Source organism: Cryobacterium melibiosiphilum, from assembly GCF_003602235.1.
GTDB lineage: Bacteria > Actinomycetota > Actinomycetes > Actinomycetales > Microbacteriaceae > Cryobacterium > Cryobacterium melibiosiphilum.
Genome location: NZ_QZVS01000079.1, coordinates 1 through 17020, shown reverse-complemented (window position 1 = coordinate 17020; position 17020 = coordinate 1). Strand labels below are relative to the sequence as shown.

Genomic DNA, 17020 nt, shown 5'->3' with positions numbered 1-17020 from the left:
GCGGCAGACTGGGTGTCATGAGTTCCGCCACACCGGTGCCGCACGCGGCCCCCGTCTTACCCGATCTCGTGCCCGAGTTGCTCGTGACCGACCTCGCCACGAGCCTCGACTTCTGGGTCGACCTCTGCGGCTTCCAGATTCTCTACGATAGGCCCGCGGAAGGCTTCGCCTACCTGCACCTCGGCACGGCCCACGTCATGCTCGACCAGATCGGGCTCGGCCGCGACTGGGTCTCCGGCCCGCTCGAACAGCCCCTCGGCCGCGGCGTGAACTTTCAGGTCTCGGTGCCGGCAATCGAACCACTGATCGAGCGGATGTGTGCGGCCGGCCAGCCGCTCATTCTCGCCCCCGAAGATAAGTGGTACCCGACCGGTGACTCCGAGGCGGGGCTGCGCCAGTTTCTCGTGCAAGACCCGGACGGCTACCTCGTGCGTTTCGCCGCACCGCTGCCGGCGCGCGACGGCTTCGCTACACAGTGATCGACACCTCGGCGCGGGCGTGCTCCTCGGCGAAATACCGCAGGCCCGCCGGCACCTCGGCAGATCCGCAGGCATCGGCGGCATAACTCCTGCAGATCGTGCGGCTCCGACGGCGGATGCCCGTCATTCCGGGCCACTCTTTCGCCGCGTGCAAATTCAGCAGGAGTTATGCGGCGGAGCCGCCCGACACTGGCTGTGCGGGGAACCGAAGGTCGGCCCCGGAAACAGAAATGCGGCGGGCCGGGGGATTCCCCCGACCCGCCGCATCCGTGCGCGGGGCGCTGTTAGGCGGCGACGCGGTTCGAGACGAGCAGCTTGTAGGCCGGCTCCGTCAAGAAGTCGGTGTAGTCCTCGCTGAGGCAGATCTCGGCGACCAGGGCGCTGGCCGGCTCGTAGAACTGGCCGAACAGTTCTTCGCCGACCTCGCCGCGGAGCTTGGCGGTCTCTTCGGCGAGGATCGTGGTGACGAGCTCGCGGGTGACCGTCGAACCGGTGTCGGCGAGCACGACAGCGTTGCGGATCTGCTGCCAGACCTGCGAGCGACTGATCTCGGCGGTCGCGGCGTCCTCCATCAGGTTGTGGATGGCGACGGCGCCGTTGCCCGAGAGCCAGACGGCGATGTAGGCCACGGCCACGTAGAGGTTGGAGCGGAGTCCCGCCTCGGTGGCGTCGCCGGGGGCGGTTGTCACGTCGAGCAGGTCGGCCGCGGTGACCTCGACCTCGGGGCGCTGGCGGTCGATCTGGTTGGGGCGCTCGCCGAGAACGGCGTCGAAGACCTCCGCGCAGACCGGCACCAGGTCGGGGTGGGCGACCCAGGAGCCGTCGAAGCCGTCGCCGGCTTCGCGGGTCTTGTCGGCGTGCACCTTGGCGAAGGCCGCCTTGGTGACTTCGGGCTCGCGGCGGTTGGGGATGACGGCGGCCATGCCGCCCATCGCGAAGGCGCCGCGGCGGTGGCAGGTCTTCACGAGCAGTTCGGTGTAGGCGCGCATGAACGGCGCGGTCATCGTGATCGCGGCGCGGTCGGGCAGCGAGAACGCGGCGCCGGCGTCGCGGAAGTACTTGATCATGCTGAACAGGTAGTCCCAGCGGCCGGCGTTCAGGCCCGAGGCGTGGTCGCGCAGTTCGTAGAGGATCTCGTCCATCTCGAAGGCGGCGGGGATCGTCTCGATCAGCACGGTCGCGCGGATCGAGCCCTGCGGCACACCGAGCTCGTTCTGGGCGAAGACGAAGACGTCGTTCCAGAGGCGGGCCTCGAGGTAGCTCTCGGTCTTAGGCAGGTAGTAGTAGGGGCCGCCGCCATTCGCGAGCAGCTGAGCCGCATTGTGGAAGAAGTGCAGGCCGAAGTCGACGAGGGCGCCGACGGCGGGGGCTCCATCGATCTCGATGTGCTGTTCGTCGAGGTGCCAGCCGCGCGGGCGCATCACGACCACGCTGAGCGGGGCATCCGTTCGCAGGCTGTAGGCCTTGCCCTCGGGGGAGGTGTAGCTGAGCTGGCCGCGCACGGCGTCGAAGAGCGAGAGCTGCGAGTCGATCACGTTGTGCCAGGTGGGCGTGCAGGCGTCTTCGAGATCGGCGAGCCAGACCTTGGCGCCGGAGTTGAGGGCGTTCACTGCCATCTTGGCGGGGGAGGCCGGGCCGGTCATCTCGACGCGACGGTCGGTGAGCTGGGCGGGGGCGGGGGCGACAGTCCAGTCGCCGGCGCGTACGTCGGCGGTTTCGGGCAGAAAGTCGAGCTTTCCGGTGCGGGCGACCTCGGCGCGGCGCACGCCGCGGGCGGCGAGGCGCTCGTTGCGGGTGGCGGCGAAGTTCTGGTGCAGCTTCTCGATGAAGGCGAGCGCCTCCGGCGTCAGGATTTCACCGGCGCGATCGATGGGAGCGGGGGAGGTGAGCGTTAACGACATCGGTAATCCTCTGAATCACATGCGCGAAGTTTCCGTATAGTGGAAGTATTATTCTGTTTTGACGAGTTTAGCGGAAAGAGGCGACTGGGGCATGTCCGAGATTGTGACCACTACGGGGGCGGGAGGCGTGCAGTCCGTCGAGCGCGCGTTCGACCTGCTCGAGGTGATCGCGGCATCCGGGGGCGAAGCCATGCTGAGCGAGCTCGCCGCGGCCACCGGCCTCGCGTTGCCGACCATTCACCGCCTGCTGCGCACCCTCGTCGCCACCGGCTATGTGCGGCAGCTCGCGAACCGCCGCTACGTGCTCGGCCCCGGCCTGATTCGCCTCGGCGAGGGCGCCAGCCGCCAACTCGGTGCGCTCGCCCGCACCCACCTCGCGACCCTCGTGCACCAGCTCGGCGAGACCGCGAACATGGCCGTGCTCGACGGCGATCGGGTGCTCTACGCGGCGCAGGTGCCGAGTCGGCACTCCATGCGTATGTTCACGGAGGTTGGTCGGCGCGCACACCTGCACGACACCGGCGTGGGCAAGGCGATCCTCGCCCAGCTGACGGATGCCGCGGCGCGCGCCCTCGTCACGGGCGCCGGCATGCCCGCGGCGACGGCACAGAGTTTCACGACGCCCGAGGATCTGCTGCAGGACTTGGCCCTCATCCGCGTGCGCGGCTACGCGATCGACGACAACGAGCAGGAGATCGGCGTGCGCTGCTTTGCCATGTCGGTGCCGAACGCGCCCACGCCCACGGCGATCTCGGTGTCGGGGCCGGTGTCCCGGGTCGACGATGCCTTCGGCGAGCGGGCCGTGCCGCTGCTGCGGGCGGCGGCCGAGGCGATCTCGCACGACCTGAACCGGGTGCCCTAGGGGCCGGACACCGCTGGGGCACGCGGCACTCGTTGTGCCAGCCGGCACCAAATCTGCTGAGTGCCGGCTGACACAACGAGTGCCGCGCGCGACCAAGCCCGGTCCGGCGGGGTCGTGCGCGGCAGTGCGGGCCTATGATCGGCGTCATGAGACAGCTGCCGCCTCGCCTGATCGCCCGGTATTCGTCGGGGCTCGCTGCAGTGCTCCTGACCGGCCTTGTCGGTTTCCAGATAGCCCTGGCCGTTGGCGCTCCGTGGGGTCGCGCGGCCTATGGGGGAGCGACCGAACGCCCGACGGCACGGATGCGCGTGAGCAGCGCCGTCGCATCCGTCATCTGGGCCCTGATCGCCGTGGTGACCCTGAACCGTGGCGGCCATCGAGTGCCGTCGGTCGTGCCGGGTCGGGCCGTTCCCGTGGTCATGTGGATCGCCGTGGGGCTCCTCGCCGTGGGCTCGGTGCTGAACGTCATCACCCCGAGTCGGCTTGAGCGGATGATCTGGGCTCCCGTCACCCTCGTGCTCCTCGTCAGCACGACGGCCACGGAACTGGCTGCCCGAAGGCGCCACTGACGCTGCGCCTCCCGCTTCTGCGGCTCGGCGCCTAGGGTTGTTTCATGGAGCAGGACTTTCAGGACTGGATCGAGCACCGCCGCGGCCGCGACCGGGAGCTTCTGGGCTGGCTGCGCCCCGCCGGCGACGGCTTCGTCGTGGTCGACCTGCTCGGCCGTGACCGCAGCGAGGTCGTCGACTGGCTCACGGGCGAAGAGGCACTCGAGTCACTGGGAATCGGGTATCTGGCCGATCCCTACGAGCTGCGACTCGACTCGGGTCAGTGGTTGCGTGTGCGCATCACCGAGGTCTCCGCGCACACTATTTCCGTAAAGCGGGATGACTGGGGCGCGATCGACATCCCCCAGCTGAATTTCACGGTGTCTTTCCCGGCAATCGATGAGTTGCGCGCGCTCGCCTGACCCCTCCGGCCGGGTGGGTCAGCCCAGCGGCCGCACGGTGAGGATCTGCTCGGCCCGGCCGATCGGGCCGAGTTCGTCGTGCAGCACGCTGCTCGTCAGGCCGTGGCCGGCCGGGCCAAAGGTGACGGAAGTGTCGAGCCCGACCCAGGCGCCGGTCGGCTGTCGGTGCAGGTGGATGGTCAGGTCGAGGTTCGGGAACATCCACTCGGTCGGGTGCTCGCGCACGGCCACCCCGTTCGCCGTGTCGACGAGAGCGATGAAGGAAGCGTGCGCGCTGCTCGGTTCGCCCGCGACGAGCGCGATGTCGGTGCGCAACCAGGCGCTGACGCGGCCGGCCACCGGGGGAGCGACGGCCTGCATCTCAAGCGACGCGACGAAGCCGCCCGGCCACGTGTCGGTCATCGTCCACGGAATGCAGCGGTCGGGGGACACCATCGGTACGGTGTCGCCGCCGGCGACCGTTGAGGTCTCGGCGGTCGCGATGTACCAGGCGCGAGCCAGCACGGCGGCTCGGCCGGCGATGGTGACCGTCGCCTCGAGCAGTTCGATGGTGCGTCCGGGGCGGATGGTTTCTACCGTGACCGTGCAGGCATCCGCTGCCAGAAAGCCGAGGATGTCGAAGCTGATGCGCCCGAGTTCCTTGGTACCCGAACTGGCGGTGGCTGCGCGGTGTCGGTCCATCGCGTGCACGATCAGGCCGCCGAGCGGGCTGAAGTGGATCTCATTGTCCTGCCACGCCCCGCCGGCGAAGGCGGTGGGCTGGTACTGGCCGGGGGCGATCGGCTCGAAGTAGGCATCCATCAGCAGTTGTGCTCCCAGTCTGAGTAGGTCGGCGCTCGTCGTCGAGCACGCCCTTCCGAGCGTATCGGCTGGGTCGGCCGTCACGAAAACAGGACGGATTGGCACTCTGCAGTCGAAAGCAGGACGAACTGGGCCTTTTCGAGCGCGTCATCCTTTTTTCGCGACGGATGCCCCGGGTTGGTCCGGTCTGCAGCCCGCGCTCAGGCGGTCTCGGCCACTGCGGCGAGAGCGGCGAGGGCCGAGACCGTGACCAGGCCGGTCCACAGTACGATCGCGACGGCCTGCCAGAAGATGACCCGGCCCTTGCCGAGGCCGGACGCCACGAGCGTTGCCGCCGTGACGTGCGTCGGCCGGGCGAGCGGGGCGAGCAGGCTCGCCCCGGGAAGCGTCCTCCCAGCTTCGAGGCGCTGCCTTCATTGCCTCAGTCGTGCGCGCGTAACTCCTGCACATCGCAACCGGCCACAGCGGATGCCGCGGAATCATGCGCGTCCGTCGCCTTCGCCTGACGACAGAGCAGGAGTTATGCGCTGACCGGGGGCGGACATCCGCTGGAGACGCGACTCTGATTGGATAGGCCGCATGGGGAACGAGTTTGTGGTGCTGCAAGACAGTGATCCGCGGCGGGCAAAACTTGAGGCCCACGGGTAAAGATCGTCGGGCAGTCATGGGGCGCGCGGCTTCGGCTAGCGGATGCCCCGGATCTCGCGGTCTTTCACCGTGCCGTCGCAGGGGCGCAGACGGCCGGAATCTCGATCGGCGAATTGTCTGTTGGCGCCGCGCTCGAACTGTTCGAGTTGGAACAAACCAACAACCCCGACTACCCCTTCACGCCGGCGACCTTTCAGGAACTGATGGACCTCGAGGCCATAAGGGCACTCTGGACCCGTGGCCTGCGTGTATTCGGGGCCCGAGACGGCACGCAGCTGGTCGGCGCGACGGTCATCGGGCAGCGCGATATGTGCGCGGAGACCGAGTTCACCTTGGTGCTCGCCACGCATCGGGGCCGGGGAATCGGCGCGGCCGTGAAGGCGGCATCCGTCATTGCGTGCGCCGAAGATGGGGTGCGGGTCTTCGGCACCGGCGGTGCGGCCGTGAACGACGCCAGCCTCGGTGTGAATCAGGCGCTCGGCTACGACATCACCGAGCGCTGGTACAGCTACCAGCCGCCGGATGGCGTCCTCGAGCGATAGGTCGGCGTCGCTGAACCCGGAGCGTCGGGAACCGAGGGTGGCGCCTAGGCCGAATCGTTCGCCTTCGGAAGAAGGGTCGCCGCCAGTACCGCGCAGGCGACGAAGACCACGCCGCCGACCGCTATCGGCAACGGCAGGCTGACGACCGCGAGGAGGCCACCGAGCGCGGACCCGAGTGCCAGGCCGAGCAGGCTGAGCACGCGGGACGCCGCGTTGACCCGCCCCCTGAGCTCATCGGGAACGAGTCGCTGCCGCAGCGAGGTGGCGCAGATGCCCCACACCACCGCGTGCAGGATGTAGACCGCGAGCAGGGCGGCGGCCACAGCACCGTTCGTCGTGACGGACAGGGCGACCAGCGAGGTCGCGCCCGTGAGCAGGCTCGCGACGATCGTGCGACGGTAGCCGATCCACCGGCGTACCCGGGCCGTCGTGAATGATCCGACCAAGCCGCCGAGCGCGGAAACGGCGAGGATCACGCCGTAACCGAAGGCGTCGAGGTCGAGCCGTTCGTCGGCGAACAACACGAGGATCGAGAACGGCAGCATGTAGCCGACGCTCGCGAGGGCACCGATGAGCGCGAGGCCGCCGACTGTGCGGTTGCCGGCGAGCCAGCGGGCGCCCTGCAGCGCCTCCCGAACGAGGGGCTCGCGGGCTGTGAGTTCGGTGCCGGTCGTTGCGCCGAGGCGTCGGATCGGAAGCGCCAGCGCGACAATCCCGGCCACCGCCCAGAGCCCGCCCATGAGATACACGGGCGCGGCGGCTGCTACCGCGAACAGCAGGCCGCCGAGCGGCGGACCCGCGAACTCGTCGGCGACCAGCTGCGCGGCCGAGATGCGGCCGTTCGCACGGTCCAGCTGCCGGTCCGGCACGATCGCCGGCAGCAGCGAAACGGATGCATTATCCGCCGCACTCTCCAGCGTGCCGATCGCCGCGAACGCGGCGTACAGCAGCGGCAGCGAGCCGGCCTCCCGAGTGATGGAAACGGCCAGCCCGACGACGACAGCTCCACGAATCAGGTTCGCGACGACCAGCATCGTGCGCCGGTCGACCCGGTCGACCCACACCCCGATCGGCAGGGCGACGAGTAGCCTCACCAGGGCGTAGGTGGTGGCCAGACCCGCGACGAGTCGCGGATCGTCGGTGAGCGACGCCGCGAGCAGCGGCATCGCGACGAAAGCGATGCCGTCGGCGAGGTTCGACGCGGCACTGGCCGTCCATAGAGCTCGAAAGGGGCGGGGCGCTCGAAAGGGGCGGGGCGCTCGAAAAGGGCGACCGAGCGACATACGCCGAGTCTATGGCAGGCGGTCGCGCCGGTCCCCGGCCGTCACAGCGATCCACGGCCTCGGGGCGAGTGTGCTGACTGGCCCGCGCTTCCCTAACAGCGGCGCCGCGCGACTCCGTTTGTCTGCGCCGAGACTTCGCGATCGGAGTGTCGGTGGCTGGCGCTACATTCCCGATATTGAGTTACTCCGTGCCGACAACAGAGGAGAAGACCATGAAGGCACTTGTGGCAACCCGGGCAACCCAGGGACTGCGCGCGACCGACCGCACCGACTGCGTGGAGGGCGAAATGGTGTGGATGGTCGCGCCGTGCGACACCAGCCGGCGCCGCCCCGACGGGCCCTGCGATTGTGGGCGCACGTTTCTGGGCATGAGTTCCCAGGGCCGAACCACGACGGCGATGGTGCAGAACCTGCCCGGCCTGAGCCGCCAAGACTACGAAGACGCTCTGCGCGGCAGCTTCGAGGCACGAGGCTTGTGTTCCCGGTGCCGGACCGTCTTTTTCGCCGAGCATGTTGACGCACTCCTGGCGCTCGCCGAAGCGCTTCCCGAGGGCTCCGTTGTCGGGCGGCGGCTCGGCAGGCTCGTCGTGCGGGTGCGGCGGCAACTGCCGCACTGACGATCGCCGCGGATGCCCCGGGTGGCGACCCGGGGCATCCGCCGCCGGGTTCTGGCCGCGGCCCGGGAATAGCCGGCGGTGCCGGTGCGCTGCACCGAGCATGAAGAAGATCGGGTTTTTATCCTTTGGTCACCACCAGGCCGTGCCGGGTTCGGTCGCGCGCACCGCGCAGGATGCGCTGCTGCAGACGGTCGAGCTGGCCGTGGCTGCCGAGGAGCTCGGCGTCGACGGCGCCTATCTGCGCGTGCACCACTTCGCCCGGCAGTTCGCGTCACCGTTCCCCCTGCTGGCCGCGATGGCCGCCCGTACCAGCCTCATCGAACTCGGCACCGGCGTCATCGACATGCGCTACGAAAACCCGCTCTACATGGCCGAAGAAGCCGCCATCACCGACCTGATCAGCAACGGACGCCTGCAGCTCGGCCTCAGCCGCGGCTCGCCCGAAACGGCGCTGCACGGATACGAAGCCTTCGGCTACGTGCCCCGCGACGGCAACACCGACGCCGACGACGCCCGAGAGAGCACCGAAATCTTTCGCACGGCCATCAGCGGGGTCGGCATCGCGCCGGCCAACCCGCAGATGACCGGCCGATCCGGACTGCTGGCCATCCAGCCGCAGTCGCCGGGCCTCCAGGACCGTATCTGGTGGGGATCCGGGACCCGCGCAAGCGCCAAATGGACCGGCGAACAGGGCATGAACCTGATGAGCTCGACCCTGCTGACCGAAGACACCGGCGTGCCTTTCGGCGATCTGCAGGCCGAACAGATCGCCATCTACCGCGAGGCTTGGCGGGAAGCCGGCCACGAGGGCACCCCGCGGGTCTCGGTGAGCCGCAGCATCATCCCGATCGTGAGCGACCTCGACCGGCATTACTTCGGGCGCGAAGCCGAAGCGGATGCCGCCGACCAGGTCGGCTACCTCGACGGTGGCCTCGCGCGGTTCGGCAAGAGCTACGTGGGGGAACCCGACGCCATCGCCGAGGCCCTCGCCGACGATGCCGCGGTGCAGGAGGCCGACACCGTGCTCGTCACGATTCCCAACCAGCTCGGCGTGGACTACAACGCGCACCTGCTGGGCAGCATCCTGCGCCACGTCGCCCCGACCCTCGGCTGGCGCTGACGCGCTCTCCCGGGCTGCCGGCCCTCGGCGAAGATGAGTTAAGCATCGAAATCGACTCGAAACGGCCGCTTAACTCACCGTTCGGCGAGGCGGCGGGCCTAGAGCTCGGTGAGCCCGCGGATGATCGTGGCGACCGCGCCGACGAAGGCGACGACGATCAGCATCCGTCGGGCGATGTGGGGCTCGACCACCCGGGACAGTAACTCGCCGACGACCAGGCCGATCAGGCACGCCGCCGCGATCAACAGCAGCACCGTGCCGGAGAGGTTCGGCGTGATCGCGGCGCCGGTCGCGAACTTGGCCAGCAGCGACGCCGCGCCCAGGGTGAGGAAGAACGGCTGCATGGTCGCCGCGAAGCTGCGCTGTGGCCAGTGGGTCGCGACGGCGTAGACGCTCGCGGCGGGCCCGCCGACGCCGGCGGTGGTGTTCATGAAGCCGGCGAGCACCCCGGCGATGACCCGGTAAACCGGCCGGTCCTTCAGTGCGACTCGGCGCAGGCTGAGGGACACCCCCAACCCGACGGCGACCATCACGCCGATCGAAATCTCCAGCCACGCCAGCGAGACGACGTTCAAAATCAGCGCGCCCGGGATGATGCCGACGAGCGCCCACGCGGCGAGCACGCCGTAACGGCGCCAGTCGACCTCCCGCACGACGCGCGCGAGAATCACACTCGCGGTCAGCACCGCGCACGCATTGATCAGCACGATGCCCTCGATCGGGCCGAGCAACAGCACGAGGAACGGTGCGGCGACGAGCGCGAAGCCCATGCCGGTGACCCGCTGCATGCTGGATCCAACCAGAACGGCCACGAGAACCAGCACGATCGTCCAGACGTCGATGCTGAACTCGTTTCTATTCTTTCCCGCAATGAGTGATGTGGAAGACCCGCCCACGGCGAGTGAACGCCTCGTCCACCCTACGCGCGCGGCACCCGGTCGCCGACATCGCGGCGCAGTCGGCGGCATAACTCCGGCAATTCGGGCGGGTAGGCCGATGAGTTGCTCGGAATGACGGGCATCTGCTGCCCCGCCGCCGACGATCTGCAGGAGTTGTGCCCCGTACGGGATGCCGAACCCCCCGCTCGGGGGTACTCTCGGCTTCGTCCCGGCTCGGGGCCAGCCAGAATTACGCCAGCAGTCAGACCACGCCAGTGAAAGGGGCTCACCCATGACACCGAAACCGCGCAGCTACGGAACCCTCCACGGAGGGCTGACCTACATCACGATCGGGTCGGGCGACCCGCTCGTCGTGATTCCCGGGCTCCTGCCCAACCACGAGGCGCTCACCGGACGGGCCCGTCAGTCGCAGGCCGAGCAGTTGAAGGGCGTCGCCGGCAACCGCCGGGTGTGGTGGGTCAACCGCCGGCCGCACCTCGAGCCCGGCACCACCATGGAGCACCTTGCCCGGGACTATGCCGAAGCCCTGCGCCACAAGTTCGGCAAGCCGGTCGACGTGGTCGGCCTGTCGACCGGCGGCAGCATCGCCCTGCAGCTCGCCGCTGACCACCCCGATGTCGTCAAACGGCTGGTGGTCGCCTCTGCTGCCTATCGCCTCAGCCCGCTCGCCCGTCAGGCGCAGGCAGAAGCCGCCAATTACCTCGAGGCCGACGATCCCCGCAGCGCCGCCACGGCGATCGTGCCCCTGCTGTCCACCACGCGTGTCGGGCAGCGGATGCTGCGCGCCCTCGCCTGGCTCGGCGGTGCGACCCTGTTCAAGAACGCCAGTGCCGACCTCGTGGCCACGATCCGGGCCGAAGACGGCTTCAACGTGAAGGATCGTCTGGCCAACATCACCGCACCCACGCTGGTGGTCGGCGGCGCCAACGATCCTCTCTACTCCGACGATCTCTTCCGTGACACGGCCGCGCTCATCCTGCGGGGGCAACTCGACCTCGTCGAGGGCGCCGGCCACATTCGGGCGCAGGCCGGCCGCAGCTTCGAGGTCCGCGTGCTGGCCTTTCTCGACGCCACCGACGAGGAACTGGCCGCCGACCTGGCCGTCGCGCGTTCGGCCACGCATGCCGCCGCCGCCAAGCGAGCGGCGCTAGCCGACTCTAGCCGCCCGGCGGATGCTTCGGCCTATGCTGCGGCACCGCCTGCCGATCCCGAGACGGGCTACCAGGACTGACCCCACGGGCCCGATCCTGTCCGGGGGTCATCCGGCAAGCCGTGTCACCGGGGCGCGCTAGGTTTGATGCATGGCTTTTTCGGTGGCAGTGGCGGGCGCGAGTGGCTATGCGGGCGGGGAATTGTTGCGGCTGTTGGCCGGGCACCCCGATTTTGAGGTGCGCACGGTCACCGCGCACAGCAACGCCGGGCAGCAACTCATCGACGTGCAGCCGCATTTGCGTTCGCTTGCCCACCTCACCCTCGTCGACACCACGCCCGAGGCCCTCAACGGCCACGACGTCGTCTTCGTCGCGCTGCCACACGGCAAAAGCGGCGAACTCACCGCGCACCTCTCGCCCGACACCCTCGTGGTCGACTGTGGCGCCGACCACCGCCTCGAAAGCGAAAGCGACTGGGCGCGCTTCTACGGCGGCGAGTACTTCGGCGCCTGGGCCTACGGGGTGCCCGAGCTGCCCATCGGCGATGAAGAGCAGCGCAGTCGCCTGCTCGGCGCTCGCCGGATCGCCGCCCCCGGCTGTAATGCAAGCACGGTCGCGCTCGCGATCGCCCCGGGCATCCGCGCCGGTGTGATCGAAGCACAAGACCTGGTCGCCGTTCTCGCCGTCGGTCCGTCCGGTGCCGGCAAGGCCCTCACCGTGCCGAACCTGGCGGGGGAGATCCTCGGCTCGGCCAACCCCTATGCGGTCGGCGGCACCCACCGGCACATCCCGGAGATCCAGCAGAGCCTGCGCTGGGCCGGCGCCGTGAACCCCACGATCAGCTTCACGCCGGTGATCGTGCCGATGGCGCGCGGAATTCTCGCGACCGTCACCGCCCGCCTCGTGCCCGGCACGAGCTCCGAAGCCGTGCGCGAGGCCTGGGAGAGCGCCTACGTCGCCGAACCCTTCGTGCATCTGCTGCCGGCCGGTCGTTTTCCCCGCACGAGCGACGTGCTCGGCGCGAACACCGCCCTGATCGGCCTCGCCATCGACGAAGCCGTCGGCCGGGTGGTCACGGTCACCGCCGTTGACAACCTTGCCAAGGGCACCGCCGGCGCCGCCATCCAATCCGCCAATATCGCCCTGGGACTACCTGAAACCGCGGGCCTGAGCACGAATGGAGTTGCCCCGTGAGCGTTACCGCTGCCGCCGGCTTCGCAGCCGCCGGGGTCACCGCCGGCCTCAAAAAGAGCGGCGGACTCGACCTCGCCGTGGTGCAGAACCTGGGGCCGTTGACCAGCGCGGCATCCGTTTTCACCATGAATCGCTGCCAGGCCAACCCGGTGATCTGGAGCAAGCAGGTCATGACCGACGGTGTCGTGAGCGCGATCGTGCTCAACTCCGGCGGCGCCAACTGCTACACCGGCAGCATCGGCTTTCAGACCACTCACGCGACCGCCGAAGCCGTCGCGGCCCAGCTGAACGTGTCCTCGGGTGATGTGCTGGTCTGCTCCACCGGCCTGATCGGCGAACAGCTGAACCTCGGCCTGGTCACCGCCGGCATCTTTGACGCCGGCCGGGCCCTGAAAACCGCGGAATCGACCGGCCCTGAAGCCGGCCTCGCCGCCGCCCAGGCGATCATGACCACCGACACCCGCCCCAAACTGAGCGAGCACCGCTCACCCGCCGGCTGGACGCTCGGCGGCATGGCCAAGGGCGCGGGCATGCTCGCCCCCGGACTGGCGACGATGCTGGTCGTCATCACGACGGATGCCGTGCTCACCTCCCCGCAGCTCGACACCGCCCTGCGCCACGCGACCGCGGTCACCTTCGACCGGCTCGACTCCGACGGCTGCATGTCCACCAACGACACCGTCACCCTGCTCGGCTCCGGAGCCAGCGACATCGAGGCCGACGAGGCCGAGTTCACGGCCGCGCTCGTCGCGCTCTGCGCCGACCTCACCCTGCAGCTGCAGGGCGACGCCGAAGGGTCCGGCCACGACGTGGCCATCGAAGTGCGCAACGCGCGCACCGAAACCGAGGCCGTGACCGTGGCCCGGGCCGTCTCCCGCAGCAACCTCTTCAAGACCGCGATCTTCGGCAACGATCCGAACTGGGGCCGCGTGCTCGCCGCCGTGGGCACGATCAGCGAAGCGGATGCCGCCTTCGACCCCTACGGCATCGACGTCGCCATCAACGGGGTGCAGGTCTGCACCGCCGGCGAGCCTGACCAGCCGAGGGAACTCGTCGACCTCGCTCCGCGCGCCGTGACCGTGCTGATCGACCTGCACGCCGGAGACGCGACCGCGACGGTCTGGACCAACGACCTCACCCACGACTACGTCGAAGAGAACAGCGCGTACGCGAGCTGATGAGCGACGACACCGCGAACTACCCGGCATCGAGCGATCGGTCCGAGACGACGCAGGCAGAGGCATCCGTCAAGGCGGCGACGCTCATCGAATCGCTGCCGTGGCTCAAACGCTTCCATGACCAGATCGTCGTCGTGAAGTTCGGCGGCAACGCGATGGTCAGCGAAGAGCTGCAGCGTGCCTTCGCCGAGGACATGGTCTACCTGCGCTACGCGGGCATCCGCCCGGTCGTCGTGCACGGTGGCGGACCGCAGATTTCGGCCATGCTCGCCCGGCTCGGCATCGAGAGCGAATTTCGCGGCGGCTACCGGGTGACCACGCCCGAAGCCATGGACGTCGTGCGCATGGTGCTCACCGGCCAGATCAACCGCGATCTGGTCAGCCACATCAACCAGCACGGGCCGCTGGCCGCCGGGCTCAGCGGAGAAGACGCCGGACTGTTCCGCGGCCAACGCCGCGGAGTCGTCATCGACGGCGAAGAAGTCGACCTCGGACTCGTCGGCGACGTTGTCGGCGTCGACCCCGAAGCGGTGCACGCGCAGCTGAACGCGGGGCGCATTCCCGTGATCTCGTCGATCGCGCCCGACACCGACGTGCCTGGGCAGTCCCTCAACGTCAACGCCGACGCCGCGGCGGCCGCCCTCGCGATCGCGCTCAATGCGGCCAAACTGGTCATTCTGACGGATGTCGCCGGCCTGTATCGAGACTGGCCCAACCGAGACTCCCTGGTCTCGATCATCCCCGTGCCCGAGCTGCGAGCGCTGCTGCCGAGCCTGGAGAGCGGCATGATCCCGAAGATGACGGCCTGCCTCGACGCCGTCGACGGCGGGGTCGCGAAGGCGGCCATCATCGACGGTCGAGTGCCGCACTCGATCCTGCTCGAAATTTTCACCGGCAGCGGCATTGGCACGGAGGTAGTCCCCGCATGACCCCGATCGACCCCGCTCAGCCTGAATCCGCCGCACCTGCCTGGCCGCAGCGCTACGCGGGCGCCATCATGCCGACCTTCGCGCCGCCGCTCGCGCTGCTCGTGCGCGGGGCCGGCTGCTACGTCTGGGACGACGCAGGCACCGAATACCTCGACTTTCTCGCCGGCATCGCCGTGACCGCGCTCGGCCACGCGCATCCGGAGCTCGTCGCCGCCGTGACCGCGCAGGTCGGCGCCGTCGCGCACGTCTCCAACTATTTCGCCTCCACCCCTCAGATCGAGCTGGCCGAACGTCTCACCCGGCTGACGGGCGCCGGCGAGGCAGGACGGGTGTTCTTCTGCAACTCCGGCACGGAGGCCAACGAGGCCGCGTTCAAACTGGCCCGACTCAACGTCGGCGAGACCGGTAAGCGCACCCGCATGATCACGCTCACCGATTCCTTCCACGGCCGCACGATGGGCGCACTCGCGCTCTCGGGAAAGCCCGCGATGCGCGCACCGTTCCTGCCCGTTCCCGGCGGCGTCGAACACATCGCGCCCACCCTCGCAGCCCTTGAAGCGGCGATCGATGACACCGTCGCGGCCCTGTTCCTCGAACCGGTGCAGGGCGAGGCCGGTGTCATCGACCTGCCCGAGGGGTTCCTCCGCCGCGCCCGCGAACTCTGCACCGAACACGGCGCGCTGCTCATCCTCGACGAGATCCAGACCGGCATCGGCCGCACCGGCGCGATGTTCGCCTACGAGCACGCCGGCATCCAACCGGATGCCCTCACCCTGGCCAAAGGACTCGGCGGCGGCCTGCCGATCGGCGCCCTCGTCACGTTCGGGGCCGCGTCGACACTCTTGCAGCGCGGCCAGCACGGCACGACCTTCGGCGGCAACCCGCTCGTCACGGCCGCCGGCAACGCTGTGCTCGGCGTCATCGAGCGCGACGACCTGGCGGGCAATGCCGCGCGGCGCGGCGCCGAACTGCGCGAGCTAATCCTCGGCTTCGACTCCCCGCTGATCTCCGGTGTGCGCGGGCGCGGACTGCTGCTCGGCATCGCCCTGACGCAACCGGTCGCCGTCGAGCTCGCCGCGGCGGCCTTCGCCGCCGGGCTCATCGTCAACGCACCCAATCCGCTCACGATCCGCCTCGCGCCGCCGTTGATCGTCGGCGACGCCGAGGTGGCCGAGTTCGAGCGGCGTTTCGGGCGGGCGCTCGCGGTCGTGACGAACGCGCACGCCGCGGCCGGGGCATCCGTCGCCCAGGCGCCCGTCGCCCGGTCCTAGCGCGTTCCCCTAGGGTAGAAACCTCCCATTATCTTTCTGGGAACCATGAATGAAACAACGAAAGTGACACCGTGACCCGCCATTTCCTGCGCGACGACGACATCTCTGCGGCCGAACAGGCCGAGATCCTCGATCTGGCCCTGGACATGAAGCGAGACCGATTCGCGGTGCGACCGCTCGAAGGCCCGCAGACCGTCGCCGTGATCTTCGACAAGTCCTCGACCCGCACCAGGGTGTCGTTCGCGGTCGGGATCGCCGACCTCGGCGGCAGCCCGCTCATCATTGCGACGGCCAGCAGTCAGCTTGGCGGCAAGGAAACCGCGTCGGACACCGCTCGCGTGCTCGAACGCCAGGTCGCCGCGATCGTGTGGCGCACCTACGGCCAGGCCGGACTCGAAGAGATGGCGCGCGGCACCACGGTTCCCGTCGTCAACGCGCTCTCCGACGACTTTCACCCTTGCCAGCTGCTCGCCGACCTGCTCACGATTCGTGAGCACCGCGGCGCCCTCGCCGGGCAGAGCGTGGCGTTCCTCGGCGACGGCGCCTGCAACATGGCGCAGAGCTACCTGCTCGCCGGTGCGACCGCGGGCATGCATGTGCGCATCGCGTCGCCCGCCGAATTCTCGCCGAGCGATGCCGTCGTCGCGGATGCTACGGCCATCGCCGCGCAGACCGGTGGCAGCATCACGCTCTACCGCGACCCGGCCGAGGCCGTGGCCGGGGTCGATGTGGTCGTCACCGACACTTGGGTCTCGATGGGCAAGGAAGACGAGAAAGCGGCGCGCCTCACCCAGTTCGGTGCGTACCAGGTCGACGCGGCGCTGCTCGCGCTCGCGAAGCCGGATGCGCACTTTCTGCACTGCCTGCCGGCCGACCGCGGCTTCGAAGTCACCGCGGACGTCATCGACGGCGCGCAGAGCATCATCTGGGACGAGGCCGAAAACCGCCTGCACGCTCAGAAGGCGCTGCTCGCCTGGCTCCTGGCCAAGAACGTGTCCTAACCCGCTCGCAGGTTTTCGCGAGTGAGCACTTTTTGCACTTCCCACGAAGTTTTAGTGCATTAATTGCTCACTCGCGCTGCGGGTCAAGGTCGCCAGGGAATGGCAGCTCGGCCGCCCCGCTGGTTGAGCAGGGCGCGCATGCTGTTGGCGCGCCCGTGTCGAAACCACCGCGAG

At 69.1% G+C, this 17020-nt stretch carries 19 protein-coding genes; 13 read left to right on the top strand and 6 right to left on the bottom strand.

Features of this window, described 5'->3' with window-relative positions:
• The first annotated feature begins 17 nt into the window (after positions 1-17).
• Positions 18-479: a bleomycin resistance protein gene (locus tag D6T64_RS08765; protein ID WP_119974318.1), complete on the top strand. Its 462-nt coding sequence runs from the start codon at positions 18-20 to the stop codon at positions 477-479.
• Here D6T64_RS08765 and D6T64_RS22580 read toward each other — a convergent pair.
• The gene (locus tag D6T64_RS22580) at positions 469-606 is read right to left on the bottom strand and encodes a hypothetical protein (RefSeq protein ID WP_158594852.1); all 138 of its coding nucleotides are present in this window, start codon (positions 604-606) and stop codon (positions 469-471) included. The genes D6T64_RS08765 and D6T64_RS22580 overlap by 11 nt on opposite strands.
• 157 nt (positions 607-763) lie before the next feature.
• A complete protein-coding gene (aceB, locus tag D6T64_RS08760; protein WP_119974316.1) occupies positions 764-2380 on the bottom strand; it encodes a malate synthase A in 1617 nt (538 codons plus the stop codon).
• Positions 2381-2471: 91 nt separating this feature from the next.
• Between aceB and D6T64_RS08755 the strand changes: the two genes are divergently transcribed.
• The 3 genes from D6T64_RS08755 (at position 2472) to D6T64_RS08745 (ending at position 4212) form a co-directional block, all read left to right on the top strand.
• The gene (locus D6T64_RS08755) at positions 2472-3242 is read left to right on the top strand and encodes an IclR family transcriptional regulator (protein ID WP_119974314.1); all 771 of its coding nucleotides are present in this window, start codon (positions 2472-2474) and stop codon (positions 3240-3242) included.
• Positions 3243-3388: 146 nt separating this feature from the next.
• Positions 3389-3811, top strand: coding sequence for a hypothetical protein (locus D6T64_RS08750; protein WP_147364510.1), 423 nt, complete (start codon positions 3389-3391; stop codon positions 3809-3811).
• Between the two features lie 44 nt (positions 3812-3855).
• The gene (locus D6T64_RS08745; protein WP_119974310.1) at positions 3856-4212 is read left to right on the top strand and encodes a hypothetical protein; all 357 of its coding nucleotides are present in this window, start codon (positions 3856-3858) and stop codon (positions 4210-4212) included.
• Between the two features lie 18 nt (positions 4213-4230).
• Here D6T64_RS08745 and D6T64_RS08740 read toward each other — a convergent pair whose 3' ends face one another.
• Positions 4231-5013, bottom strand: coding sequence for a thioesterase family protein (locus D6T64_RS08740; protein ID WP_199719119.1), 783 nt, complete (start codon positions 5011-5013; stop codon positions 4231-4233).
• 200 nt (positions 5014-5213) lie between these two features.
• Positions 5214-5336 (bottom strand): hypothetical protein, encoded by a 123-nt coding sequence (locus tag D6T64_RS23435; RefSeq protein WP_267900478.1) that lies wholly within the window; start codon positions 5334-5336, stop codon positions 5214-5216.
• 438 nt (positions 5337-5774) lie between these two features.
• On the opposite strand from D6T64_RS23435, the gene D6T64_RS08735 reads away from it, so the two are divergent.
• Positions 5775-6203, top strand: a complete 429-nt coding sequence (locus D6T64_RS08735; RefSeq protein ID WP_119974308.1) for a GNAT family N-acetyltransferase — start codon at positions 5775-5777, stop codon at positions 6201-6203.
• Between the two features lie 44 nt (positions 6204-6247).
• On the opposite strand, the gene D6T64_RS08730 is transcribed toward D6T64_RS08735, so the two are convergent.
• The gene (locus tag D6T64_RS08730) at positions 6248-7486 is read right to left on the bottom strand and encodes an MFS transporter (RefSeq protein WP_119974306.1); all 1239 of its coding nucleotides are present in this window, start codon (positions 7484-7486) and stop codon (positions 6248-6250) included.
• Positions 7487-7698: 212 nt separating this feature from the next.
• On the opposite strand from D6T64_RS08730, the gene D6T64_RS08725 reads away from it, so the two are divergent.
• Positions 7699-8103, top strand: coding sequence for a DUF7715 family protein (locus tag D6T64_RS08725; RefSeq protein ID WP_119974303.1), 405 nt, complete (start codon positions 7699-7701; stop codon positions 8101-8103).
• A 100-nt stretch (positions 8104-8203) separates the two neighbouring features.
• Positions 8204-9223, top strand: a complete 1020-nt coding sequence (locus D6T64_RS08720; protein WP_119974301.1) for an LLM class flavin-dependent oxidoreductase — start codon at positions 8204-8206, stop codon at positions 9221-9223.
• A gap of 98 nt (positions 9224-9321) precedes the next feature.
• Here D6T64_RS08720 and D6T64_RS08715 read toward each other — a convergent pair whose 3' ends face one another.
• On the bottom strand, positions 9322-10119 hold the full coding sequence (locus D6T64_RS08715) for a sulfite exporter TauE/SafE family protein (RefSeq protein WP_233550962.1): 798 nt from the start codon (positions 10117-10119) through the stop codon (positions 9322-9324).
• Between the two features lie 274 nt (positions 10120-10393).
• Between D6T64_RS08715 and D6T64_RS08710 the strand changes: the two genes are divergently transcribed.
• The 6 genes from D6T64_RS08710 (at position 10394) to argF (ending at position 16846) form a co-directional block, all read left to right on the top strand.
• Positions 10394-11353, top strand: a complete 960-nt coding sequence (locus D6T64_RS08710; protein ID WP_158594851.1) for an alpha/beta fold hydrolase — start codon at positions 10394-10396, stop codon at positions 11351-11353.
• Between the two features lie 70 nt (positions 11354-11423).
• Positions 11424-12467 (top strand): N-acetyl-gamma-glutamyl-phosphate reductase, encoded by a 1044-nt coding sequence (gene argC, locus D6T64_RS08705; RefSeq protein ID WP_119974294.1) that lies wholly within the window; start codon positions 11424-11426, stop codon positions 12465-12467.
• The gene (argJ, locus tag D6T64_RS08700; RefSeq protein ID WP_119974292.1) at positions 12464-13645 is read left to right on the top strand and encodes a bifunctional glutamate N-acetyltransferase/amino-acid acetyltransferase ArgJ; all 1182 of its coding nucleotides are present in this window, start codon (positions 12464-12466) and stop codon (positions 13643-13645) included. Before argC ends, argJ begins: the two co-directional genes overlap by 4 nt.
• A complete protein-coding gene (gene argB / locus D6T64_RS08695; RefSeq protein ID WP_119974290.1) occupies positions 13645-14574 on the top strand; it encodes an acetylglutamate kinase in 930 nt (309 codons plus the stop codon). Before argJ ends, argB begins: the two co-directional genes overlap by 1 nt.
• On the top strand, positions 14571-15845 hold the full coding sequence (locus D6T64_RS08690; protein WP_119974287.1) for an acetylornithine transaminase: 1275 nt from the start codon (positions 14571-14573) through the stop codon (positions 15843-15845). The genes argB and D6T64_RS08690 overlap by 4 nt, the downstream gene beginning before the upstream one ends.
• A 71-nt stretch (positions 15846-15916) precedes the next feature.
• Entirely contained in the window at positions 15917-16846 is a 930-nt protein-coding gene (argF, locus tag D6T64_RS08685) for an ornithine carbamoyltransferase (protein WP_119974285.1), read from the top strand.
• The last annotated feature ends 174 nt before the right edge of the window (positions 16847-17020 follow it).